Origin of the sequence: Lacrimispora xylanisolvens (genome assembly GCF_002934545.1) — a bacterium.
Classification (GTDB): Bacteria; Bacillota; Clostridia; order Lachnospirales; family Lachnospiraceae; genus Lacrimispora; species Lacrimispora xylanisolvens.
Genome location: NZ_PTJA01000015.1, coordinates 67,293 through 90,378, shown reverse-complemented (window position 1 = coordinate 90,378; position 23,086 = coordinate 67,293). Strand labels below are relative to the sequence as shown.

The window sequence follows — 23,086 nt, the reverse complement described above, 5'->3', positions numbered from 1 at the left end:
GGTATAAAATGGAGACAGATTTAATAAAAAATCTTGATAAAATACATACAACAGAATTAGGTACTCTTAGAATTAAAAAGAATTTGAGTCTGGACACCCCGGATTTAATATCATGGTGTAAAAATAAAGTTCAGAATGCAGAAAGCATAGATAGAAAAGGAAAGAACTGGTATGTGGTTGTTGACGGCTGCATTTTAACTATTAACGCATATAGTTTTACAATCATTACTGCTCATAAAAAGAAATAAAATCATTTCTCTTAACCAGAACGGGGGTTAAAACGATGCAAGTGTTTGTTGTGTATTGCCATCCAAGTAAAAAAAGCTTTACTCATGATATGAAACAGGAGTTTTTAAAGGGACTAAGTGATGCAAATCACAAATTTGTTGTATCTGATCTGTATGAGATGAATTTTCATGAGGAAATGTCAGAAGAGGAATATGAAAGGGAGGCCTATTATAGTACTGAAATCCCGGTAGCTGACGACGTAATGGAAGAACAGCGTAAAATTCAGCAATCGGATGCAATCGTATTCATTTACCCTGTTTTTTGGACGGAGGCTCCTGCAAAATTAGTGGGGTGGTTCGACCGGGTATGGACAAGCGGATTTGCATATAATCCAGATCCACAAATGAATATACTTAAAAAGGCATTATTTTTGGTATCTGCAGGAAAAACACTGGAATCGCTGGAAGAAACCGGAGAATCCAATGCGATGAGAATTGTAATGTTGGGTGATCGAATCAGAAACAGGGCTCTTGAAAAAGAAATGATGATATTTGATGGCACCACCCATTGGGATGAAGCGGGGCGAAATGAGCGGTTAGCCGGACATTTAATCAATGCGTATAAGGCTGGCGTGAATTTCTGACCAAATTAAGCTGCGTTTTAAAACCGGGGGATGGTTATTGTATGAAGATTGAAAGCACAAAACTGAAAGAAGTTAAAATTATTGAATATGATTCTAAGTCTGATAACAGAGGATATTCATACAGTATTTATTGCAAAGGCGAGCTGGAGCAGGCAGAAATAAATTTCGACTACATAGAAGAGCGGGTGTATTTTTCCGAAAAAGCAGGTACACTTTATGGCATCCATTTTCAGAATAATCCAAGACCTCAGACAAAACTTTTGTATTGTATCAAAGGCAGAGGTATTGATTATGCAATTGATTTACGAAATAGTTCTCCTACGTATTTACAGTGGGTTGGAGTGGAATTAAGCGCTGAAAATAAAAAGCAGATCTATATACCAAAAGGCTTTGGTCATGTCTTTTTGTCTCTTGAAGATGGCACGATGAATGTAATGCGTTTTGATGAACCGTTTGATCAGCAGTTTTCTCGCCAGATTGCATATAACGATCCTGATATTGGAATTAAATATCCCATAGACAATCCCATACTGGCACCTCATGACAGAAGTGCACCGATGTTAGCGGAGAGTGATTTGAATCTATAATGGAGGAGTGAATATTGAATAAAGATGAATTTAAGAAGATAGAAGAATATATGCTGGTTTGTATGAAAGATTGTGCCAATGATAAGGATCATATTTATCGTGTACTCTATTTAGCTTTAGATATAGCCAAATACGAAGAAGATGTAAATATTGATGTGCTGATCGCTGCTTGCCTTCTCCATGATATTGGGCGGCAGGAGCAGTTTGATGACTCCCGGATCAGGCACGAAGTGGCAGGCAGCAAAAAGGCATACACCTTTTTACTCCATAATAATTGGACAGAAGAATCTGCCCGCCATGTATCAGACTGCATTTTGTCTCACAGTTACAGAGGGGGTAGCTCCCCTGACAGTATCGAGGCAAAGATTCTGTATGATTCTGATAAATTAGATGTAACAGGTACGCTTGGAATTGCCCGAACATTATTGTATTTAGGAATTGCTTCTGAGCCGCTTTATTCATTGGGTGGCGATGGAAATGTTTTAGATGGATCTAAGGGTACCCAGCCATCTTTTTTACACGAATATAAATATAAACTGGAAAAAATATATGATGAATTTCATACTACAAGGGCGACTGAAATAGGTAATGAGCGGAAGGCATCTGCTGTTTCTTTCTATAACAGTTTGCTAAATGAGGCTCGATCCTGTTATACATATGGAATGGATGAATTTTTTAAGATGGTAAAATAAACAGTGTCTTAATAAAATAATTTATGCTGGAGGCTGAAATGTTAATTACGTATCGAATCCCAACATTGGCTGATATAAAGAAAGTCAGTGAACAAATCATGCTGAGTTACGTGTCCGCATATGAAGGTTTAATGAATTATGAATTTTTATCTACGCTGAAAGCAGATCACTGGGTACCTATTCTGCAGGAGAGTATCCAAAACGGGGACACCTGTCTTATTGCAGAATATGATGGTAACATTATCGGCAGTACCGTGTTTGGAACTGCCGTGGTTGATGGAAAAACCTATGCCCAGTGGCATGCATTTTATCTTTTACCCCAATATATCGGGATTGGTGTTGGCCATTTGTTTTATCAGAAAATTGAAGAAGAAATGGTGCGTCAGAAATGCATCCGCTGCACATTGGAAGTATTATCATCCAATGATCGGGCTATCAAATTTTACATAAGTCATGGTTTCAAAAAGTCAGAAACTTTTGAAGTGGAAGAAAACGATATGATATTATTATGCGATAAAATGACGAAGGACTTCAGGTAAGGAGTATTTATGGTACTGGAAATGAAGGAAAATGATTTGACCGTGAAAGATTATCATAGGCTTAGAACATCTGTGGGCTGGAGTGTACTGCCGGAGCAGCAGATTGAGATGGCATTAAAGAATTCACTAATTACCATAACTGTCAGAGATCAGGGACAGGTTGTAGGAATGTGCAGGCTTGTAGGAGATGGATGTTATATCTGTTATATCCAGGATCTGGTTATATTACCGGAATACCAGGGAAGTGGTATTGGTAAATCTATGATAGAAAGAGTGATTGCCTATGTAAATCAGCAGGGCTTTCCAGACACAAATATAACACTGGCACTATTTTCTGCAATAGGAAAAGAAGAATTTTATCAGAAGCAAGGGTTTTGTATCCGGCCAAGTGACAACAGGGGTGCTGGAATGGAGATGATATTACCCGTTCGATAAGATTCTGGGGCATAGCTGAATAATTGCAGGATTGTATATCCACAATGAAAAAGGGGGAAGATTCATGGTACATTTGGTTTACTGCGAGAATCAGGGTAAAAAAGGAGAACGAGTCTTAGATAAAATATTTTCCGGTACGAAGACAATGGTGGTAAGAGGAGCAGCTGGACGTAAAATTCCTCATAGCAGAGTATCTGAAAATGAAATTGTTTATTTTATGGAGAAAGGAACCGCTGAAATCTCTGCACATGCCGTTGTAAAGTCTGTTCAGAATTATACAAAACTGGCAGATGAGGAAATAACAAAAATATTAGAGGAGAATCAGGACAAGCTCAATCTGACAGATAAGCAGAAAGAGCGTTGGCATAAAAAATGTTTATGCCTGGTTGAATTTGATGAGGTGTGTAAGATCGAACCACCGCTGCCCTTTGACCATCAGGGGAATATGGATGACTGGCTGATTATTGACAAAATTGAAGATGTGGTTGTAGGTACCAGTATTCCTTATAACTATGAAAAATCAAGGTTTTGACATTTTTAAAAAGTAACTGCTGATTTCATTTAATAAAGGACATATGAAATGAATCCATCCAGATAAAAAAAAGGAGACACCATAGGTATTATTTCTCCCTGCCATACCGCAGAGCGAGATCGTTATCTCCCATTTCTTGCAGGCATCAGAAAACTTGGTTATCAGGTAAAAGAAGGAACTAATTTGTATAAAAATACATATGGTTATGCGGCAAGTGAGCAGGAAAGAGCGGATGATTTTAACAACATGGTTTTAGACCCGCAGGTTAAAATGATATTGTTTGGCGGGGGTAATGTGGGGAATGAATTCCTACCAGATATTAATTTTCAGGCGGTTAAAGATAACCCCAAAATTATCTGCAGCTACAGCAATGGTACAACAATCTTAAATACGGTTTATGCCCAGACCGGTTTAACGGTTTATTATGGACAGTTTCCTGGTGTGTTCCAAAATTTGAGCCATTACGATTTCAAACAGTTTCAGGCAAATTTTACAGGTGAAACTCCATTCACATTTGAGAAAAACAGCGAATGGTCAACGATCAATGAAGGGATATGTGAGGGGACTCTCGTTGGAGGCTATACCACACGTTTTGCCTGTTTAAACGGAAATAAGTATTTCTCTTTTGATAAGGAAAAAGAATATATTTTATTTCTGGAAAATTACGAAGCTTTTAATGAGCCGTCAAAAATCAGTGCTCATTTCGCACAGATTGAGCAGAGTGAAATGATTGAGCATGTAACAGGTCTGCTATTTGGACATTACTCTGAAAACAAGAATGAAGAGCTGACAGATATTCTGAAACGCTTTGGTAAGAAAAATAGAATACCGGTCATGTCCTGTGATGACTTTGGACATGGCAAAAATCATGGGATACTGCCAATTGGGATTCGAGCCAGAATGGATACTTATAAGAAGACCCTGGAATTTATCAATTAAATGACTATTTGTTTGTGCCTGCCTAAATGAAAGGATAAAAAAATGTTTCGTTACGTACATACCAATATTATTGCCAATGACCCTGATAAACTGATTGCATTTTACAAAGAAGTGTTCCAATGCAAAAGTATAGGCGAGGAGCGGGATTTAAAAGGGCAGTGGCTGGATCGGTTGACAGGTTTACATAATGTTCATATCACAGGAGAACACCTTCTGTTGCCAGGATATGGAGAGGATCATCCTACGCTGGAGATTTTTTCCTATGATGCAATCAGAGAGTCCGTGACAGGCGAAGTAAATCGCCCTGGTATTGCCCACCTTGCCTTTGAAGTAGATGATGTGGAAACAACCCTGGAATTAATGATACGTGCGGGAGGAAGCCAGGTGGGAGAGCTGGTAACTGCAGATTATCCTAACAATACGGAAGCTGTTTTTGTATATGCCAGAGATCCGGAAGGTAATATCATTGAGCTACAGAGTTGGAGGCAAAAAGCTTAATTTCAGATGCAGTTTACCCATATTTTAATCTCTTTGCAGAGCTGCTAGATAGTACGAATTCCTATCATAGAAACAGGGGAATTCTATTAATTGCGGCGAACGCAAAATGGGACAGAGAAAATAAAATTGATGAAATTATTGATAAGCTCCTTAAACATGTGGAAGATGAAAAACCAATTACGGCACGACAATGTATAAAGGCAATGCCATTAGTAGCTCAATATAAACCTGATCTGGCTGACGATATCATTCAGGCTTTGCGTAATGCAAATACCCAAATGTATAAGGGGAGTTTGCAGCCACTGGTTTATAAAGATATAGCGGAAGCATTGAAACTTATAAACAATTTTTATAATAAATCTGAAAGAGGATAGGAAATGCTACACTATGAATCGTTAATTCACGTGGGAAGAGAAGAAATATACCAGTCATTTTTAAATGCTTTTTCTGATTACCAGGTTCCTATGAATATGACTTTTCCTCAGTTTGAAAAAATGCTGAAGCGGAGAGGCTTTGATCCCAATGTATCCGTAGGGGCTTTTGAAGGAGACACCCTGGTGGGATTTATTTTAAATGGCTGCAGAACATGGAATGGAAAAGCAACTGCATACGATGTGGGAACCGGAGTAGTACCGGATTTTAGAAAGCAGGGAATTACCAGTCGTATGCTCCAGACAGCAAGGCAAAACTTTGGTAAATCGGGAGTAGAACAATATGTCCTGGAAGTTCTGACAGCCAATACCTCTGCCGCAAATATTTACACTAAAAATGGATTCACAGTAGAACGGGAGTTTTTATGTTGCCAGATGGATGGGGGAAAAAACAGAACTGATCTGTTACACCAGACAGAACCGGTTATGGATCCGGATTGGGAATTGTTTCGTACATTCTGGGATTACCAGCCTTCCTGGCAAAATTCCATACAATCTATAGAGGCGGTGCGGGAGTGCTTTAATGTCTCGGCTGTACGAATAAATAATTGTATTGTTGGTTACGGAATAATTGAAAAAACAACTGGTGAAATTCCTCAGATTGCTGTGGATAGGAATTGGAGGGACAAGGGCATCGGCAGCAGCATACTGGCAGATTTAATGAAGCAGACCAGCTCAAATCAAATAAAGATACTGAACATTGATACCCGTTCGAAAGCAATGCTTCAGTTTATTACTGCTGCTGGCTTTCACAATACAGTAAATCAGTATGAGATGATACTGGAACTAAAATAAAAAAGAAGAAAAACAGGAGAAGACCAATGAATCCAGGGGAAATAGTTGGTGTGGGCAACACTGCAACTGTATATGAGTGGGAAAACGGGAAAGTAGTGAAGCTTTTTCGTGAGGGATATCCTTATCAGGATGCAATACGGGAATTTGAAAATGCCATGGCTGTTAATGATATGGATTTTCCCAAACCAAAAGCATATGAATTTATTTCATATGGAGGGAAAAATGGTATTGTTTATGATAAGGTAACTGGGGAATCCCTGCTTGACTGGACCTTAAGAACCGGCAATCTTCAGGAATGTGCAATTCTTATGTCAAAAGCTCATAAGGCTATATTAAACCACGATATCAGAAATGTGCCGGATTATAAGGATTTCCTGATTCATCAGATTAAGAAAGCTTCCGTAACAAAGGAAGAACGGCTAAAAACTCTTCATCTGGCTGAACAGCTGGAGGATGGGACAACTCTTTGCCATGGTGATTTCCACCCAGGCAATCTTATGCTGTCACAGGACGGCATATCCGTCATAGATTTTATGAATATTTGCAGGGGAAGCCGGCTCTACGATATTGCCAGAACCGTCTATTTAATTGAATACACACCAGTACCAAACGGTGCAGATAATCCGGAGGAGATAAGAACTATCAAAGGAATACTGTCCCGGTTTTACCTGGAACAAATGAATTTAACGAAAGATGATATAAAAGATTATCTGTCTGCCATCTCTGTTGCACGGATGGGCGAATGTCCAAAGGAGCAAGGGGAGGCGGAAAGAGAGGTGCAGTAAAATGAATATTCTATTTGAAAACAGATACCATACGCATGATAAAATGTTATCAGAATATGTACATAAGGTATTGTGTAAAAGAATTTATATCATGGGAGCAGTATTTATTCCCATTGCGTTTATCATGACAGGAATTACAATGATGAAGAAGGATTTCATATTCGCTGCAGTTTTTGGAGTCTGTCTGTTTATTATTACTTTTACAATTCTGATTACACCCCCTTTAACCATAAGACAACTGAAAGAAAACAATAAGCGGTTGCTTAATGGAAAAGATTATGAAGCAGTAATACAGTTTGGAGATAATATAAAAATTAACCAGGGTACCTTTTCATTGACAATAGAATATAATCAGATTCTTAAAATACATGAACTAAAACATTCCTATGTCTTAATGTTTGCAAAAAGCAGTGGAATCATCTTAGATCCGGCTGGTTTCACAATAGGTGATTTTAATACATTTAAGGAGTTTATCGGAGCGAAAATGGCTTGACCAAAGACACTGTTGTTACAACGTTTAATAATTGAAATATTTATAAATAAAAATGGTAATTGTTAATTAATAATCGAAAATATGGTAAATATTAAGAATTAAACACTTATAAGCCCCACATTTTTGTCGATATTATCCACAAGAGCTGAAGAAGTACCAGCTGACTAATATTGTGGAGGTAAAAGCTATGAACATTAAAAATCTAAAAGTGGCAAACAAATTATGGCTGATTATTTTTCCCGCGATCTTCGCACTCATATTTTTGCTGGTGTTTTTTATCTATCGATCGAACCAGATTATGGAAGATTCAAAAACGGCTTTATACGATGAAGTTTTTGTCAGTACCGCTGAAATTTTAAATGCAGACCGTGATTTTTATCAGGCGGCCATTGCTCAGAAAGAGTTGTATTTAAACATGAATAAATTAACAGAGGAAGACAAAAACAAACTGATTGCTGATTATGAAGAAAATATCAAACAGGTTCAGGATCGTGTTACCTCCGCACTTGATAATGTAAAATCAAATGAAACACTTTACCGGAAATTTCCCCATTCCACAGCAAACGTTACCTTGGAGCAGTTAAATACAGCATTTCAGTCAGATTTTCAAACATGGCTGAATGCATATGATGTAAAAAACGGAACCGGAGATATGGAACTGTCCCAGTCCAGCTTTGCTAAAGCAAGGGAAAATATTAATCTGATGACAGAGCTGCTTGAGGATTATGCCAAAACCCGTTCAGCTGAAATTGAAAGCAGTGTAACTCATAGTATACAGACATCGGTTGCTGCCATAGCAGCGGTAATTTTTATTATTGCTCTTTTTTCAATTCAAACAATCCGCTATCTAAAAACAAATATCCAGTACATTACTGGAATCAGTAAGCGAATTGCCCAGGGGGAATTGTCTCTTGAATTAGACGAGAGTAGGATTACCAAAGATGAGCTGGGGCAGCTGTGTGATGCAACCGGACAGACACTCCGGCAGTTGAATGAATATAATTCCTATATTAATGAGATTACGCAGGTTCTGGATATTATGGCAGGAGGGGATATGAGAATTACGCTGAGCCAGGAATACACAGGCAGATTTTCTTCCATTAAAAGTTCCCTGCTTCGCATTTCCTCTTCACTTAATAAAACTCTGACTACGATTGCTGATTCCTCCAGACATGTTGATTCCAGCTCCAGACAGATTTCTGATACAGCGCAGTCACTGGCTCAAAGTACAACGGAGCAGGCAAGTTCTGTAGAAGAATTATCTGCTTCCATAGCAGATGTATCCCAGTTGGTACATAAGAATGCTGCCAGTGTAGCAGAGGCCGCCGATTATATCGGAGAAACAGTTATGGATATTAAGGAAAGCAATGCTTCCATGAAGCAGATGCTGGGGTCTATGGAAGACATTGGTAATTCCTCCGGAGAAATCAATAAGATTATTGCAGTCATTAATGATATTGCATTCCAGACCAATATTCTTGCTTTAAATGCTGCTGTGGAAGCAGCCAGAGCAGGCTCGGCAGGAAAAGGCTTTGCAGTGGTTGCAGATGAGGTCCGGAATCTGGCTACCAAATCAGCCACAGCAGCACAGCAGACCTCTTCTCTTATTGAAGATTCTATAAAAGCTGTATCGGACGGTTCTAAACTGGCAGAAAACACGGCAGCTGCTCTGGAACGGGTTTCCTTAAAAGCGTCACAAATTAATGAGATTATACTGAAAATTAAAGAGGCATCCTCGGAACAGGCCATTTCTATTTCACAGATCAACCAGGGAATAGAACAGATCTCATCCGTTGTACAGACCAATGCTGCAACCGCAGAGGAAAGCGCCGCTTCTAGTGAGGAACTGTCAGGACAGGCGGCTCTGTTATACAGCGCGGTGGGCAGGTTTAAGCTGGCGGATGCATGATACCTTAAATAGAAAAAAGTAATAAAAGCCCGGACTTTTACATTATGGTCCGGGCTGTATTGATTTTTAGACATAGGTTCTGTTGTTATATTTAATTGCTTAAGCTATAATGTTTTTAATGATAAACGTAATATAAAATGGAAATATGGAAAAACTGCATAAAAATAAGACACGGAGGTAGGAATTATGTTTGAACCAATGATTGCAGCACTGAAAATGCAAAAAAGGCGGATTGTTTTTACGGAGGGTACTGATCCAAGAATATTAGAAGCAGCCAATCGTCTGCATCACGAAGGAATACTCACTCCTATACTTTTGGGAAATCCAATTGAGATTCAGAATGCTGCCACTGCATGCAACTGGCCGGTGGATGAAATTGAGATAATCGATCCTCTAAATTATAAGGAATTGGATGAAATGGTATCAAAAATGGCAGAATTAAGAAAAGGCAAGATGGACGAGACGGCTTGCCGGGAAGCCCTGAAAAAGGCCAACTATTTTGGAACCATGCTGGTTCAAATGGGAAAAGCCGACTGCCTTTTGGGAGGAGCTACTTATTCCACCGCAGATACAGTGAGACCGGCTCTTCAGCTGATTAAAACCAGACCTGGCAGCAAAATCGTTTCCAGCTGTTTTATTCTATACAGGGAAACCAAGGAAGTAAATGAAATGTATGCCATGGGAGACTGTGCGATTAACCTGGATCCTAATGAGGAAGAACTGGCAGAGATTGCTTGTGAAACAGCCCGGACAGCCAGGCGGTTTTCCATTGATCCGAAAGTTGCACTTCTATCCTACAGCACACTGGGCTCCGGAAAGGGAGAATCGGTCGATAAGGTAAGGAAGGCAGCTGAGAAATTAAAAGAAATGAATGTGGATTTTCCGGCAGATGGAGAACTGCAGTTTGATGCGGCATTTTCTCCTGTTGTAGCAAAGACAAAAGCTCCGGGATCCGCAGTTGCTGGAAAAGCCAACGTCTTTATTTTCCCGGATATCAATGCCGGTAATATTGGTTATAAAATTGCACAGCGTTTAGGTGGTTTTGAAGCGTTCGGACCAATCCTGCAGGGATTAAATGCGCCGATCAATGATCTTTCCAGAGGCTGTAATGCAGACGAAGTTTATAAAATGTCCATTATTACGGCAGCTCTTATATAACTTACAAACAGAGATTAAACGGTTATCGTGAAAGGAGTTTTACATGTTTAGAGAAATGCGGCGTAAAAATCAGGTACTGTCATCAGAGGAATGCATTCAGGTCTTAAACCGGGCAACTTCAGGCGTGCTTGCTGTGTCAGGTGATGATGATTACCCTTATGCAGTTCCCTTAAGTTATATTTACCATAATAATAAAATTTATTTTCATGGAGCCAAGACAGGTCATAAATTAGATGGAATCATGAGGAATGAAAAAGTCTCTTTTTGTGTTATTGATCAGGATGAGATTGTGCAGGAAGAGTACACTTCCTATTTCCGCAGTGTCATAGCATTTGGGAAAGCACGCATTATGGAGGGAGAGGAGAAAAAAAGAGCGCTTGAGATTTTAACTGCAAGATACTCTCCTGATATTGAAGAAACACAGCGTTCTCAGGCAGTGGATAAGGGACTGATGGGTGTCTGTATGATTGAACTTGAAATTGAACATATGAGCGGGAAAGAAGCTGCTGGATTAAAGAAAGCAAAGAGTAAAGAATAGGTGAATAAGCATGCCCGGAAATTACCCCAAAGCGGGGAATTCCGGGCATATTTTACTTTGTTATGGTTGTGCGTGAATTAAGCCAATTCATAAGCTGGGCTTCTGCTTCTGGAGATTTTATGGTAAATTCGATACCCAGGCTTGCTCCACCAGGTATTGGTCTGTATACTTTCGAAGTAACTACTGGATTGGTAATCTTTGTAATGGATTGCGCTATCAGAGAAGAGGATAAATTTGGTTTATTCACCTCATCATCATAGTAGGTTTCTTTCGAATATAAACGATACCCTTTAAATAGTTGGCCTCCTATTACCTTTTCGTCATTCGTAATATTTGCCCAACTATTCGTGTTATCATTTTCGATATTGGCTTTGATGGCGTCATCTGTACTCAGATCAAATGGATAAATTATTACATCTGCTTTGGAACCATCTGGTAAGGAAATCCAGCATACCGCATAGCTGCTTGAGCATGTGTAATTTCTCATACCCAATTCAATACCTTTTTGATAATCTGTTTCATCATAATTCATTGTAAATCCTAAATAATCGTTTTTCATAACACTTCCATCATAAGAAAATGGAAAAAAAACTGCACTATTGTGTTCAATTCGGCTGCCTTCTGTTTCCGTAATTGCGGCGGACGGACAGTTTTTGTACCAGGAACCATCATAATTTACTAAGTATCCGTCAGGAGTAGTGGTGTTAGATAAAATATTCTCATCATTGCCATAATACTGAAAATAAGATACACCCACGGAGCTATTATCATCTCCAACCTGTAGCCATTCATTTTTCGCCATGTTACCGTCTTCTTTGCGATAAGTCTGATACAATTTGTAGGTACCGTCAGTTTGAAGTTTAAGATGTCCTTTACTGATACCATGCTCAATTTTAGCAGATACGGTTAAGGGAAGCCCCAAAGCAATTACAAGCGAAAATAATAATATCCTGTTTTTTTTCATAGTCATTTTCCTCTTTAGTCATTTATAATTTTATCACTATATCTTATTTCGGCTCAAAGGAAGGATTTATTAATGTTATGCCCGGTTTTGAGGCTTTCTCATATGATTGGATACTGGCTATATGGTCTCAGCCAGAGGTAATTGGTTTATAATTTACGGGTTCTTCCATTACATGGTCATGCCGGTAAGCCGAAAATATCAGACCAAGAAGAATCGTATTACAAAGGATACTTAACTGTCCTTCTGAAATAAGAGGCAGATTGGGGAAAGAGGCATATTGATGCCCGAAGTTTCCCAAGAGGTATAATACTCCCTGCCACAGGAGGCACTGGCTGCAGCTAAAAGCCAATGCGGACGCCAATTTTCCATTGATTCGCAAGGAATACGTAAAAAGCAGCAGATAAAAAAGTACGATTGCCCCGATTAGCACCAGCCCTGGAATCCAGCCAAAGAGAAAGATAAATACAGCTATCATATAATTATTATAGTAGTGCTGAGGCAGGATATCCCAGAGAGTCACATCCTCCACCTGGTAATAAATATACCTGGGTAAATAGTTCTGCTGTCGGAGTGATTCCACCTTTTTATCAAATTCCGCCTGCTGTTCCGGTGTGTTAATGCCAGTTGCATCAATGCCGATGTTACCTGGATTACGGGAGGTAAAATACCATGCCCCTGTCCCATATTCCATCAGTTCCTCTGGTGTTAGTTTCAGACCGTGAGTAAGAGGCGTTTTTGAAAGCAGTTCCTGTATGAGAACACCATTGTAAGAATCATCCCAGGTGCTGTTAACAGAGGATTGGGGAGATAGAAATGTATCCATGTTATATCTGCCAGATTCTGAAAGAAAAAGTGGACTTCCAATAAATACCATAAATGCCAGTGAGACCGGATAAAGATATTTTTTGGGGCCGGTAAGTATACCGCGGTGAATCATAAACCAAACGGTTCCCAGGGTGCTCAGAAGAAAAATAATCTCTGCAGTATCCCCAAGAAATGAGTGGGCTGTATACATGAAAAACATCCATACAGTGGTACACAACACTGCTATTGTCAGGAATTTCTTTTTATTATGGCGGGAGCAATATAAAAGAACTGTAATCACAGGGACAAACAGTATTGTGGCGAAATAGGCAGTGCTGGGTATTCCATGTCGGGTTTTCTTAACAAGCGTCATAATAAAAAGCAGTATTTGAACCAGATAAAGAAAGCCTGTTAACAATGCTATTGATTTTCTCTTTCTGATCAGGAAAGGATATCCTTTCAGCACGGTGAACACAAGTAGCGTGGCACCAGCAATGTAGTAGAGACACCTGCTTGCCATATAAAGTGGCCTCCATGACATAAAGCTGGTAAAAATAAAGCCTGTAAGTAAAAGAAGAGCGCTAATCAAAGTAAGCTGTGGGGCCTTTTGTATCTTGTGGGCTTCATTCAGCTCCGTACCAATCGTTACCGCATCTCCCATGTCGCGAAGCGCCTGCGCCTCTGCGTCAGAATGGGATACTCCATTTGCTTTGTAATCCTCCATACGGTCATTCATATGATCTTCCAGCTCCTGGCGTATGGAAGGGCGCAGCGGTTCATAGGAAATCTGGTCTGTTACTTCATTTAAAAATTGTGATACTGGTGATTCTGGAGTTTTTTTATTCAAACAGAACACCTCCAATTACCTGGTTGATGGCTGTCTGATAGACCTCCCACTCTTTCAATTTCTCGTCCAGTAATTTCTGACCGTGAGTGGTAATTGCGTAATATTTGCGTATCCGCCCATTGTCTGCCGTTTGCTGATAACTGGTGACGGCCCCCTGCTGCTCCAGAGTGTGCAGGATTGGATAAAGTGTGCCTTCCTGCAGTTTAAAGACATCACGGCTCTGTTGCTCCAGTTCACGTATGATCTGATATCCGTACATGCTTTGATTATTTAAAAGTTTCAGAACCAGCATGGAGGTTCCCAGGGCCATATACCGTTTATCCATAGAATGGTCTCCTTTCTTTTTTGTGCCTGTTGGTGATTTTATACATAGACTATCTAAGTATATTAATACTATACCTAGAATACAAAGGTATGTCAAGAGTATTGAGAATTAAAGATTGATAGCATGTAAATATGGTGGTATTCTACTTATAACTAATTTAAAGGATGAAAATCCGGAACTTTATAAGGGAAAAAGCATAAAGGAGTAATTGTAATGGAGAAATGGTTTACACTGGAACAAATTGATGCAGATACACACATTGTCAGTGAATACCGCCATTGGGAGGAAACCCACTGCTATTTGCTTGAAGGAAACGAACGGTGTTTGCTCATTGATACCGGACTTGGTATCTGTAATATTTCAGAAGAAATAAAGAAACTGACAGACAAACAGATCACTGCAGTGGCAACACATATCCACTGGGATCATATTGGCGGGCACCAGTACTATCCGGATTTTTATGCCCATGAGGCGGAACTTGACTGGCTGACTGGCGGATTTCCACTATCAATGGAGACAATTCGGGATATGGTCACTGACCGGTGTGATTTACCAAAAGGGTATCAGGTAAATACCTACCAGTTCTTTCAGGGTGTGCCAACACGGGTATTGAAAGATGGTGATACCATCGATCTGGGCGGACGGAAGATTACTGTGTTACATACACCGGGACATTCTCCGGGGCATATTTGCTTTTGGGAAGCGGAACGGGGATATTTATTTACAGGTGATCTGGTTTATAAGGACACGCTGTTTGCTTATTATCCCTCCACCGACCCACAGGCATATCTGGCATCACTTGAAAAAATAGCAGCACTGCCAGTGAAAAAGATTTTTCCAGCGCATCATAGCCTGGATATTCAGCCGGAAATAGTAAACCGTATGAGAGATGCATTTTCTCAGCTGAAAGCGGAGGGAAGGCTTTATCATGGCAGTGGCACCTTTGATTATGGCGATTGGGCTGTGTGGCTTTAATATGATCTGGTACAAATATTACAAATTAGTAATGAATTATAAAAATAATAAATAATGAGGTAATACAATCTTGAAAAAAGAAACTACATCATGCAAACATCAGTATATTGTTGGCTATTCATTCAGAATGCCACAACCTTTTTTTCGTAATCTGCCTTGTGATAAATGCGGGTGCAGGATCAAGCTGAGTTTTCCCTGGAAACTTCTTTATGTTTTAATAGATTTTTTCAGCGTGTTCCTCGCCTATAAGGCAACGGAATCGGTTGATATCCGTTTTTTAGGAAGTACAATTTTACCCTGGCTTGTTATTTTTGTTTTATTCAGCTGGATAATCGGACAATTAAACAGGCTGATACTCAGATATGGAAAATGGGTGGAGGCAGAATAAATCGATTTTCCAGGTAAATCCAATGAGGATACACTGGACTGGAAAACCCAGAATACGAAAAAGATTGTCCGTCACATCGTAAAACATGTGGAACCGGGGGATATCATTCTGCTTCACGATGTGTTCCCAACCTCAGTAGAAGCTGCGCTGGAGGCAATTGATGTATTAACCAAACAGGGTTATACCTTTGTCACAGCGGATGAATTATCAATTGATTAATCATGCTTTATCATGGATAATGAAAAATAGTATCATTAAAACCTCTTCCATGGCGGTGTTTTCGTTATATAATATACTTAGAACAGAAATGTCCATACCATAACAAAGGAGGAGTTACCATGTCAACAGCTGTCATTTGTGCGGTTTTAATCGTGATCTGTTATTTCGGATTGAAAAGTTCCATTAAAAGGACAAAACAGGGCTGTTGCGGCAGCAGCAGTGAAGTAGTAAAGAAAGTGAAAGCTGCAGACACGAATAAAGCCAATTATCCTTACTCTGCGACTCTTCAGGTAGATGGAATGACCTGTGCCAACTGCAGAAAAAAGGTAGAGAATGCATTTAACAGTCTTGATGGGTTCTATGCCGCAGCAGATTTAGAAAGAAAACAGGTTGTAGTTTATATGAAAGAAAGATTAACAGACGAAGAGATGAGAGATATTGTAAAAAAGGCTGGTTATATTCCAGGCCGGTTCGTTTAATCAGAACCATTTTGAAACAGGAGAAGAGCGATTGTTCCATAAGTGATAAATCACCTATGGAGCAATCGCTCTTTTGATCAGTCTGATTTATTGAATCCCTTTCATCATGGCATTTACAATATCAGGGTAATAAAAGCTGCAATTATTTCTGTCCAGCAGACCAAAAAGCTCCCCGTCACCACTTACGGCACCATTATCCCACCAGATGCAGGGGATCCCTTTCGCTCTGGCTGATTTTACATAGTAATATGCCCAATCGGCACGCTGTTTTAAATTATTTTTATTCATCGCACCAAACTCTCCAATGATAACCGGATATCCTTTGGAAATGAAATAGCGTTCAATACTGTCCATCAGATAGGTAATGGCTCCGGTATCTGCCTGGTTATCAGGGCGCCACTGCGGAGTTCCGGATATGTTCAGGGCAAAGTCATAAGGAGTATAAGCGTGTATAGAGATAATGATCTTGTTATCGTTTGGTATAACAAAGTTATCCCAGGCATTTGTGGAAGAAGTAGCCGCATAAGGTGGTATCATCAGATGTCTGAATGGGTTGTTGCCTCCACAACTACGAATGGTTCTTATAAAGGCTGCATTGAAACGGTTGACGACTTCCTGACCTTCTCTATTTCCGCCGTTCCATTCGTCCGCCGTACCTTTCTGCCGTGGTTCATTGAGACCTTCAAAGATCAGATGCTCATCATAATTTTTAAATCTTTCCCCAATCTGTGCCCAGACCTTCGTAAGAATCCTGGTGGCAGCAGCTTCATTTGCGTAGGACGGAAAATGCCATTCCTCATGATGAAGGTTTAAAATAACAAACAAATTGTTTTGGATGCCATAATCCACAACCTCCACAACCCTGTTAAGCCATGCAGGATCAATGGTGTAATTTGGCGCAGGTCCAAGGTGCTTTTCCCAGGTAGTTGGAACTCTTAAGGTATTAAAGCCTCCTGCCTTGATTTTATCAATCATGGCTTTATTTGTTTTAGGATTGCCCCAGGACGTTTCGGAAGAAAGGCCGTAACCGTCTGTTGCATCCAGAGTGTTTCCTAAATTCCAGCCGATACGGATTTCTCTGACCAGATCCCTGGAAGAGATGTTACGGATGGAAGAAGGACCGCTTGCTTTTTGTGGGGTGGTCTCATTCATAAGACCTGTCTCTTCAGACATAATACTTGTTGATTTACTGTTTTTTGTACTCATATACCCTCCTATAAATAAATATTTTTTTACTACAATAGGAGAGTAACACATTTTATATTCGTTTAAAATGAAATTGAATGCAATAAATACATAGAGAACAAATGTTCTTGACAAAAGGCACCATACTGCCCATAATAAAGGGTAAGAGATCAGAATAAGCCCTGTTTATCTGACTGAATACGGCACAACGTATGGAGGAATAGGAAATGGATTTATTTGATTATATGAGAAAAAATACGATGGAAAAAGAATCCCCTCTTGCTTCCAGGCTTCGCCCATCCACCCTGGAAGAAGTGGTGGGTCAGCAGCATATTATTGGAAAAGATAAACTTCTTTACCGGGCCATTAAAGCGGATAAGCTTGGATCGGTGATATTTTACGGACCGCCGGGAACTGGAAAAACCACTCTTGCCAGAGTCATTGCCAATACAACCAGTGCGGATTTTAAACAGCTGAATGCAACTGTGGCCGGAAAAAAAGATATGGAAGAAATTGTAAAAGAAGCCAAGGATTCTCTTGGCATGTACGGTAAGAAAACCATTCTTTTTGTAGATGAGATTCACAGGTTTAATAAGGGGCAGCAGGATTATCTTCTGCCATTTGTAGAGGACGGAACATTAATATTAATCGGCGCAACTACGGAGAACCCATATTTTGAGGTGAATGGTGCGCTTCTTTCCCGTTCCCGGGTATTTGAACTGAAAACATTGGAAAAAGAAGATATAAAGACCCTGATCCACCGGGCTGTTTATGATAAAGAGAAGGGAATGGGCGCTTATAATGCCGTGATTGAGCCGGATGCGGAAGATTTTCTGGCAGATGTGGCAAACGGCGATGCCAGAGCAGCCCTGAATGCAGTGGAACTTGGTATTATGACCACTGAACGAAACTCCCAGGATGGGAAAATCCATATTGACATGGAAGTAGCTCAGGAATGCATTCAGAAACGTGCCGTCCGGTATGATAAAGACGGAGATAACCATTACGATACCATATCTGCATTTATTAAGAGTATGAGGGGAACAGACCCTGATGCCGCTGTTTATTATCTTGCAAGAATGCTTTACGCAGGAGAAGATATTAAATTTATTGCCAGAAGAATCATGATCTGTGCGTCAGAGGACGTGGGAAATGCAGATCCCCAGGCTCTTGTGGTGGCGGTGGCGGCTGCACAGGCTGTGGAACGGATCGGACTTCCTGAGGCCCAGATTATTTTATCCCAGGCAGTTACCTATGTGGCGTCTGCACCCAAAAGTAATGCGGCATGTGTGGCAGTATTTGAAGCCAGGGAAGCAGTGCAAAATCAAAAGACCATGCCCATACCGGTGCATTTACAGGACTCCCATTATAAAGGCTCAGCAAAGCTTGGTCACGGACAGGGATATCTCTATGCTCATGATTACGAAAATCACTATGTGGATCAGCAATATCTGCCGGATGGACTGGTTGGAACGGAATTTTACCGGCCTACGGAAAACGGTTATGAGAAAAAAATCGGGGAACACTTAAGCTTTCTAAAAAAATAACTTTTCTTTTTATATATAAAGGTATATAATAGGCATATCGTACGACCTGATTCAACATGATTAGGATCGGAAGTAAATTCCGGTCGTCTGTTTACGATATTCTATCGTAAATCATTCCCAAGATTACGAAACAACTGGTATTAGGAATCATGAAGGAGATTAATATGCGTGAAAAATTACAGACATTGCCGTTAGCGGAGTTAAAGGAGCTTGCCAAAGCCCAGGGGATAAAGGGCTACAGTTCCATGAGAAAGCCCGATATTATAAATATACTCTGTGAAAAGGAAGGAGAAGCTTCTGATTCTGCAGTTGTAGCAGGGAGTGTTGCGGCAGAAAGCAGGGAACCCGCCAAAGAGCATGTAACCGAACAGGCAGAGAAAGAAGTGAGCAAACCGCCCGTTTCCCAGCCCCAGACCGCTGGCGAGCAGCCGAATACGCCGGTTCAGAATAATATAAAGAAAACTGTTGTCCGCACTTATCGTCAGGATACACAGCAGAGACCATACCGTCCTGCCGGGGCAGCAGGTTCTGAAAACAATAACCGATATGAGAATTCCGGAAGAAATGAAGGAATGGTAAGAAATGACATGTCTGTCAGGAGCGAAGCACCTGTCAGGAGTGAAAATCCTGTCAGAAGTGAAAACCCTGTCAGAACGGAGTCAAGGCCGGAATATGTGACGGAAGAACCCAAGGTGGATTTTCAGCCGAGCCCTGAGCTTCAGGAGCTTGACAGCGGTATTGATGCACATGGAATTCTGGAAGTCATGCCGGACGGATTTGGATTTATCCGGTGCGAGAATTATCTTCCGGGTGAGAACGATGTTTATGTGGCGCCATCACAGATCCGCCGCTTTAACATGAAGACCGGAGATATTATACATGGAAGCCGCAGAGTAAAGACTGCTGCAGAAAAGTTTGCAGCGCTCTTATATGTGAAGAAAATTAACGGATATCCCACCAGTATGGCAGAGCGCCGTCCGAATTTTGAGAATATGACCCCCATATTTCCGGATAAACGTCTTCATATGGAGACGGATGGAGGAAAGAGTACCACTGCCATGAGAGTGGTGGATTTATTAGCTCCTATTGGTAAGGGACAGCGAGGTATGATTGTATCTCCGCCAAAAGCAGGTAAGACCACGTTATTAAAGCAGGTGGCCAAGGCAATCACACTCAATCACCCTGAGATTCATCTTATGATACTTCTCATTGATGAGCGCCCGGAAGAGGTTACCGATATCAAGGAGTCTATTGTAGGAAATAATGTAGAGGTTCTTTATTCCACGTTTGACGAACTTCCTGACCGTCACAAACGGGTGTCAGAGATGGTAATTGAGAGAGCCAAACGCCTTGTAGAACATGGAAGAGACGTGGTGATACTGTTAGACAGCATAACCCGCCTTGCAAGAGCATATAACTTAACGGTTGCACCAAGTGGAAGGACTCTTTCCGGCGGTCTTGATCCGGCAGCACTTCATATGCCCAAACGCTTTTTCGGTGCAGCAAGAAACATGAGGGAGGGCGGAAGTCTTACCGTACTTGCCACAGCACTTGTTGATACGGGAAGCCGTATGGACGACGTCATTTATGAGGAATTTAAAGGTACAGGTAACATGGAACTGGTTCTTGACAGAAAGCTGTCCGAGAAGAGAATCTTCCCTGCCATTGATATCTTAAAGTCCGGAACCAGAAGGGACGATCTGCTGCTTACCAGAGAAGAGGCAGAGGCTGTTGATATTATACGTAAGGCGACCAATACATTAAAGCCAGAAGATGCAGTAGAAAAGATTCTGGACCTGTTTGCAAAAACAAAGAACAACCGGGAATTCGTAGATATGTCAAAAAAGATGCGGTTTTTCTAAAAGCTGCTATCTTTTATATAAATAAATGCTTGCATTAAGAAATTTTATATGATATACTGTACAAGCTGTTTATTAGACAAAGTCGGTTTACAAACCGCGATTTAATAGAAATCTGAGTATGCGAGGTGAAAATCATGAAAGAAGGAATCCATCCAAATTACTACCAGGCAAAGGTTGTTTGCAACTGTGGTAATGAATTCGTAACTGGTTCTACAAAGGAAGACATCCACGTAGAAGTTTGTTCTAAATGCCATTCATTCTACACCGGTCAGCAGAAAGCTGCTTCCGCTCGTGGACGTATTGATAAATTCAATCGTAAATATGGCGTTAAGGCTGAATAAGTTTGGAGCAAAGAAAAGGTTGAGTTTAGTGGAAACACTTTAGCTCAACCTTTTTTGAAATTAGAATTTTGTTGCACCTATTTTCCTACAGAGAGGTGGTTGGCGTATGAAGTATTCAGGAATCGGCGGTCAGGCCGTGATTGAAGGCGTTATGATGAAAAACAGGGATGAGTATGCCACAGCAGTCCGAAAGCCGGACGGAACCATTGAAGTAAAAAAAGATACGTATATTAGTATGGGAGAAAAAGTAAAGCTGTTTTCTCTTCCATTTTTCAGAGGTATTTTCAGCTTTGCCGACTCCATGATACTGGGGATGAGATCGCTTACTTTTTCTGCCAGTTTCTTTGAAGACGATGAGGAAGATTTAGAGCCCTCTAAATTCGAGAAGCTGTTGGAGCGGGTCTTTGGTGAAAAGATGGAAAAAGCGCTTATGAGCATGGTGATGGTATTTTCCGTGATTATGGCAATCTGCATATTCATGGTGCTGCCCCTGTTTCTGGCGAATATATTTCGCCATTTTATTAAGTCACAGACTATCATGGCTATTTTAGAAGGTGTGATCCGGATTGGTATTTTTATCGCTTATATCAAGCTGGTATCCCGTATGGAAGATATCAGACGTACCTTCATGTACCATGGGGCCGAACATAAATGTATTAACTGTCTGGAACACGGACTGGAACTGAATGTGGAAAATGTAAGGAACAGTTCCAAGGAACATAAGCGCTGCGGAACCAGTTTTCTTTTAATTGTTATGATTATCAGTATTTTATTCTTTATGGTAATTCAGGTAAAGACTCTGCCCCTTCGGATTTTAAGCCGTATTATTCTCATTCCGGTAATCGCAGGGGTATCCTATGAGCTTCTGCGGATCGCAGGCCGCAGTGATTCAAAGCTGGTGGATATTTTAAGCAGACCGGGCATGTGGATGCAGGGGCTGACTACCAGTGAACCAGATGATTCCATGATCGAGGTAGGGATTGCTTCTGTTGAAGCAGTATTTGACTGGAGAGAATTTCTTAAAAAGAATTTTACGGAGAATCAGTCATGAGCGTAACGTTAAATCAGCTATTGGAAGAAGGAACAGGCCGGCTTATGAAAGCAGGAATACAGGAAGCTGAGATTGATGCCAGATATTTACTGCTTGAAGCTTTCCATACAGATCTGACTCATTTTCTGATTGACCGGTACAGGACTATGAATGAAACAGAGAAATCGGGAGAATCAATCCAGGATTTTTACCAAATGCTTGCTCTTCGTGAAAAGAGAATTCCACTTCAGCAGATAACCGGGAGCAGGGAATTTATGGGGCTGGACTTTTTTGTCAATGAGCATGTTCTCATTCCCAGACAGGATACAGAAACTCTGGTGGAACAGATTTTAAAGGATTATAAGGGCAGGAATCCCAGGGTGCTTGATCTGTGCACCGGAAGCGGGTGTATCGCTATCAGCCTTGCCAGGCTTGGCGGGTTTGAATCGGTTGTAGCAGCAGATATTTCTGATGAAGCGTTAAAGGTAGCAAAGAGAAACGGGGAAGCAATTTTAGGGAAAGAGAACATTACATTCCTGTTAAGCGATTTATTTGATGCCATTGGGTCAGATGAAGCATTTGATGTGATTGTGTCCAATCCACCCTACATTCCCACCGGTGTAATCAGCCAGCTGCAGCCGGAGGTTCGTGATCATGAGCCGTTTCTGGCTCTTGACGGGAAAGAGGACGGCCTTTATTTTTACAGAAAGCTGGCAGCAGAAGGCCGGAATTACTTAAATCCTGGTGGTGCGCTTTATCTGGAAATCGGTTATGATCAAAAAGATGCAGTCAGCGCATTGCTTCGGGAAGCAGGTTTTGTCAACATCCGGTCATGGTGCGATGCAGCGGGGCTGGACCGCGTAGTGAGTGGAAGTATAGAAAAATAATGGGCACAGACCCTTTTGGTGAGATTTTGGA

General features: G+C 40.7%; 27 protein-coding genes and 1 pseudogene. 24 read left to right on the top strand and 4 right to left on the bottom strand.

From position 1 onward, the window contains the following. Positions 1 to 8: 8 nt before the first annotated feature. The 16 genes from BXY41_RS22600 (at position 9) to BXY41_RS22530 (ending at position 11,202) form a co-directional block, all read left to right on the top strand. Positions 9 to 248: a DUF3781 domain-containing protein gene (locus BXY41_RS22600; RefSeq protein ID WP_104439151.1), complete on the top strand. Its 240-nt coding sequence runs from the start codon at positions 9 to 11 to the stop codon at positions 246 to 248. Between the two features lie 35 nt (positions 249 to 283). Continuing rightward, complete coding sequence (locus BXY41_RS22595) at positions 284 to 871, top strand: NAD(P)H-dependent oxidoreductase (protein WP_104439150.1); 588 nt, start codon at positions 284 to 286, stop codon at positions 869 to 871. A gap of 41 nt (positions 872 to 912) precedes the next feature. After that, on the top strand, positions 913 to 1,458 hold the full coding sequence (locus tag BXY41_RS22590) for a dTDP-4-dehydrorhamnose 3,5-epimerase family protein (RefSeq protein ID WP_104439149.1): 546 nt from the start codon (positions 913 to 915) through the stop codon (positions 1,456 to 1,458). A gap of 14 nt (positions 1,459 to 1,472) precedes the next feature. Further along, positions 1,473 to 2,150 carry an HD domain-containing protein gene (locus BXY41_RS22585; protein ID WP_104439148.1) on the top strand — a complete coding sequence of 226 codons (678 nt, stop codon included), beginning with the start codon at positions 1,473 to 1,475 and terminating at the stop codon, positions 2,148 to 2,150. A gap of 38 nt (positions 2,151 to 2,188) precedes the next feature. Further along, complete coding sequence (locus BXY41_RS22580; RefSeq protein ID WP_104439147.1) at positions 2,189 to 2,689, top strand: GNAT family N-acetyltransferase; 501 nt, start codon at positions 2,189 to 2,191, stop codon at positions 2,687 to 2,689. A 9-nt stretch (positions 2,690 to 2,698) separates the two neighbouring features. Next, a complete protein-coding gene (locus tag BXY41_RS22575) occupies positions 2,699 to 3,124 on the top strand; it encodes a GNAT family N-acetyltransferase (protein ID WP_104439146.1) in 426 nt (141 codons plus the stop codon). A gap of 64 nt (positions 3,125 to 3,188) precedes the next feature. Continuing rightward, the gene (locus BXY41_RS22570; RefSeq protein WP_104439145.1) at positions 3,189 to 3,656 is read left to right on the top strand and encodes a hypothetical protein; all 468 of its coding nucleotides are present in this window, start codon (positions 3,189 to 3,191) and stop codon (positions 3,654 to 3,656) included. 81 nt (positions 3,657 to 3,737) lie between these two features. After that, positions 3,738 to 4,595 (top strand): S66 peptidase family protein, encoded by an 858-nt coding sequence (locus tag BXY41_RS22565; protein WP_104439144.1) that lies wholly within the window; start codon positions 3,738 to 3,740, stop codon positions 4,593 to 4,595. Between the two features lie 42 nt (positions 4,596 to 4,637). Beyond that, entirely contained in the window at positions 4,638 to 5,093 is a 456-nt protein-coding gene (locus BXY41_RS26980; RefSeq protein ID WP_185140389.1) for a VOC family protein, read from the top strand. After that, a complete protein-coding gene (locus BXY41_RS26975) occupies positions 5,075 to 5,467 on the top strand; it encodes a SufBD protein (protein WP_185140388.1) in 393 nt (130 codons plus the stop codon). The genes BXY41_RS26980 and BXY41_RS26975 overlap by 19 nt, the downstream gene beginning before the upstream one ends. A 3-nt stretch (positions 5,468 to 5,470) precedes the next feature. Continuing rightward, on the top strand, positions 5,471 to 6,319 hold the full coding sequence (locus BXY41_RS22555; RefSeq protein WP_104439143.1) for a GNAT family N-acetyltransferase: 849 nt from the start codon (positions 5,471 to 5,473) through the stop codon (positions 6,317 to 6,319). 26 nt (positions 6,320 to 6,345) lie between these two features. Further along, positions 6,346 to 7,104: an aminoglycoside phosphotransferase family protein gene (locus BXY41_RS22550; protein ID WP_104439142.1), complete on the top strand. Its 759-nt coding sequence runs from the start codon at positions 6,346 to 6,348 to the stop codon at positions 7,102 to 7,104. Position 7,105: 1 nt separating this feature from the next. After that, on the top strand, positions 7,106 to 7,597 hold the full coding sequence (locus BXY41_RS22545) for a YcxB family protein (RefSeq protein WP_104439141.1): 492 nt from the start codon (positions 7,106 to 7,108) through the stop codon (positions 7,595 to 7,597). Positions 7,598 to 7,784: 187 nt separating this feature from the next. Continuing rightward, positions 7,785 to 9,506, top strand: coding sequence for a methyl-accepting chemotaxis protein (locus BXY41_RS22540; RefSeq protein ID WP_104439140.1), 1,722 nt, complete (start codon positions 7,785 to 7,787; stop codon positions 9,504 to 9,506). 186 nt (positions 9,507 to 9,692) lie between these two features. Further along, complete coding sequence (pta, locus tag BXY41_RS22535) at positions 9,693 to 10,664, top strand: phosphate acetyltransferase (RefSeq protein WP_104439139.1); 972 nt, start codon at positions 9,693 to 9,695, stop codon at positions 10,662 to 10,664. A gap of 43 nt (positions 10,665 to 10,707) precedes the next feature. Continuing rightward, positions 10,708 to 11,202, top strand: a complete 495-nt coding sequence (locus tag BXY41_RS22530) for a pyridoxamine 5'-phosphate oxidase family protein (RefSeq protein WP_104439138.1) — start codon at positions 10,708 to 10,710, stop codon at positions 11,200 to 11,202. Positions 11,203 to 11,254: 52 nt separating this feature from the next. Here BXY41_RS22530 and BXY41_RS22525 read toward each other — a convergent pair whose 3' ends face one another. The 3 genes from BXY41_RS22525 to BXY41_RS22515 all read right to left on the bottom strand — a co-directional run bounded on the left by BXY41_RS22525 (position 11,255) and on the right by BXY41_RS22515 (position 14,142). Next, entirely contained in the window at positions 11,255 to 12,166 is a 912-nt protein-coding gene (locus BXY41_RS22525) for a hypothetical protein (protein WP_104439137.1), read from the bottom strand. Between the two features lie 127 nt (positions 12,167 to 12,293). Next, positions 12,294 to 13,826, bottom strand: coding sequence for a permease prefix domain 1-containing protein (locus BXY41_RS22520; RefSeq protein ID WP_242980324.1), 1,533 nt, complete (start codon positions 13,824 to 13,826; stop codon positions 12,294 to 12,296). Beyond that, positions 13,810 to 14,142 (bottom strand): PadR family transcriptional regulator, encoded by a 333-nt coding sequence (locus BXY41_RS22515; RefSeq protein WP_104439135.1) that lies wholly within the window; start codon positions 14,140 to 14,142, stop codon positions 13,810 to 13,812. The genes BXY41_RS22520 and BXY41_RS22515 overlap by 17 nt, the downstream gene beginning before the upstream one ends. A gap of 213 nt (positions 14,143 to 14,355) precedes the next feature. Here BXY41_RS22515 and BXY41_RS22510 point away from each other — a divergent pair, with 213 nt between their 5' ends. The 3 genes and pseudogenes from BXY41_RS22510 (at position 14,356) to BXY41_RS22495 (ending at position 16,203) form a co-directional block, all read left to right on the top strand. After that, positions 14,356 to 15,117 (top strand): MBL fold metallo-hydrolase, encoded by a 762-nt coding sequence (locus BXY41_RS22510; RefSeq protein WP_104439134.1) that lies wholly within the window; start codon positions 14,356 to 14,358, stop codon positions 15,115 to 15,117. 415 nt (positions 15,118 to 15,532) lie between these two features. Beyond that, positions 15,533 to 15,724, top strand: a pseudogene (locus BXY41_RS27520) (polysaccharide deacetylase family protein); the annotation flags it as partial. A 119-nt stretch (positions 15,725 to 15,843) separates the two neighbouring features. Then, the gene (locus BXY41_RS22495) at positions 15,844 to 16,203 is read left to right on the top strand and encodes a heavy-metal-associated domain-containing protein (protein WP_104439132.1); all 360 of its coding nucleotides are present in this window, start codon (positions 15,844 to 15,846) and stop codon (positions 16,201 to 16,203) included. A gap of 87 nt (positions 16,204 to 16,290) precedes the next feature. Here BXY41_RS22495 and BXY41_RS22490 read toward each other — a convergent pair whose 3' ends face one another. Beyond that, entirely contained in the window at positions 16,291 to 17,409 is a 1,119-nt protein-coding gene (locus BXY41_RS22490; RefSeq protein ID WP_170072543.1) for a glycoside hydrolase family 5 protein, read from the bottom strand. Positions 17,410 to 17,615: 206 nt separating this feature from the next. Here BXY41_RS22490 and BXY41_RS22485 point away from each other — a divergent pair, with 206 nt between their 5' ends. The 5 genes from BXY41_RS22485 (at position 17,616) to prmC (ending at position 23,055) form a co-directional block, all read left to right on the top strand. Continuing rightward, positions 17,616 to 18,935 (top strand): replication-associated recombination protein A, encoded by a 1,320-nt coding sequence (locus BXY41_RS22485; protein ID WP_104439130.1) that lies wholly within the window; start codon positions 17,616 to 17,618, stop codon positions 18,933 to 18,935. 164 nt (positions 18,936 to 19,099) lie between these two features. Beyond that, a complete protein-coding gene (rho, locus tag BXY41_RS22480; protein ID WP_104439129.1) occupies positions 19,100 to 20,797 on the top strand; it encodes a transcription termination factor Rho in 1,698 nt (565 codons plus the stop codon). Between the two features lie 134 nt (positions 20,798 to 20,931). Further along, positions 20,932 to 21,138, top strand: a complete 207-nt coding sequence (rpmE, locus tag BXY41_RS22475; protein WP_104439128.1) for a 50S ribosomal protein L31 — start codon at positions 20,932 to 20,934, stop codon at positions 21,136 to 21,138. A gap of 106 nt (positions 21,139 to 21,244) precedes the next feature. Continuing rightward, on the top strand, positions 21,245 to 22,189 hold the full coding sequence (locus BXY41_RS22470) for a DUF1385 domain-containing protein (RefSeq protein WP_104439127.1): 945 nt from the start codon (positions 21,245 to 21,247) through the stop codon (positions 22,187 to 22,189). Continuing rightward, the gene (gene prmC / locus BXY41_RS22465) at positions 22,186 to 23,055 is read left to right on the top strand and encodes a peptide chain release factor N(5)-glutamine methyltransferase (protein WP_104439126.1); all 870 of its coding nucleotides are present in this window, start codon (positions 22,186 to 22,188) and stop codon (positions 23,053 to 23,055) included. Before BXY41_RS22470 ends, prmC begins: the two co-directional genes overlap by 4 nt. The last annotated feature ends 31 nt before the right edge of the window (positions 23,056 to 23,086 follow it).